Source organism: Streptomyces bluensis (assembly GCF_014650715.1).
GTDB lineage: Bacteria > Actinomycetota > Actinomycetes > Streptomycetales > Streptomycetaceae > Streptomyces > Streptomyces bluensis.
Map to the genome: position 1 here is coordinate 1 of NZ_BMVM01000049.1, position 1,374 is coordinate 1,374.

The window sequence follows — 1,374 nt, forward strand, 5'->3', positions numbered from 1 at the left end:
CCCCGGCGACCTCGTCCTCGGTGGCCTCGATCGCGGCCATCGCGCCGCCCTCGGCAAGGGCCTGCATCAGCCGCGCACGCCCCGCCACCAGCCTTACCGCGTCCGGGAGTTCGAAGACCCCGGCCGCATACGCCGCCGCGAACTCACCGACGGAATGGCCCAGGACGCAGTCCGGTCGCATGCCCCAGGACCTGAGGAGTTCGACGAGGGCCACTTGCAGGGCGAAGAGGGCGGGTTGGGCGTGACCGGTGCGGGCCAGGGTGTCCGGGTCGCCGGTGAACATGATGTCGCGCAGGGGGACGTGGTCGGGGTCCTCCGCGCCGAGTTCGGCATCCAGGAGCTCGCACACCTCGTCCAGGGCACGGCGGAACTCCGGAAAGAGCTCGTGGAGTTCCCGTCCCATGCCGGGGCGCTGGCTGCCCTGCCCGGTGAACACCCATGCCGTACGCCCCTTGAGGGTGTGCCCGGTGACGACTGCCGGGTGCTGCTCATCGTCGGCGAGGGCACGGACGCCGCCGCACAGCTCGTCGTGGCCGGGTCCGAGGACGACGGCGCGGTGGGTCAGGGCGGCACGGGTGGTGGCCAGCGAGTAGCCGAGGTCGGTCGGTGACGCCGAGGTCGCGGTGAGGTGCGCGGCGAGGTGTTCGGCCTGTGCGCGCAGGCTGTCGGCGTCGCGTCCGGCCAGGAGCCAGGGGGTGACGGGGAGCTGGGTGGGGGCATCGAGGTCGGATTGGGAACTGTCGGCCGGTGCTTCTTCGAGGATGACGTGGGCGTTGGTGCCGCTGATCCCGAAGGCCGAGACACCCGCCCGCCTCGGCCGCTCACCACGCGGCCACGACCGGGACTCCGTCAACAGCCGCACCTGCCCCGCCTCCCAGTCCACATGCGAGGAAGGCCGATCCACGTGCAACGTCGCCGGCAGAGCCCCCCGCTGCATCGCCAACACCATCTTCATGACCCCCGCCACACCGGCCGCGGCCTGCGTGTGCCCGAGGTTCGACTTCACCGAACCCAGCCACAACGGCCCGCCGTTCTCACCCCGATCACGGCCGTACGTCGCCAGCAGCGCCTGCGCCTCGATCGGATCCCCGAGCGCGGTCCCCGTGCCGTGCGCCTCGACCACATCGACATCGGCGGCGCCCAGGCCCGCATTCCGCAGTGCCTGGCGGATGACGCGCTGCTGGGACGGACCATTCGGCGCGGTCAGACCGTTCGACGCACCATCCTGATTGACCGCACTCCCCCGCACCACCGCCAACACCGGATGCCCCTTGCGGCGGGCATCCGACAACCGCTCCAGAACCAGAACACCAGCCCCCTCACCCCACACCGTCCCATCCGCACCCTCACCAAACGCCTTGCACCGCCCATCCA

The 1,374-nt window shown here is 71.4% G+C and carries 1 protein-coding gene; it reads right to left on the reverse strand.

Going from position 1 to position 1,374, the window contains the following annotated elements; genetic code table 11:
• Window positions 1-1,374 (reverse strand): acyltransferase domain-containing protein (locus IE262_RS39040; protein WP_189880396.1); only part of this gene is annotated, 1,374 nt, incomplete at both ends.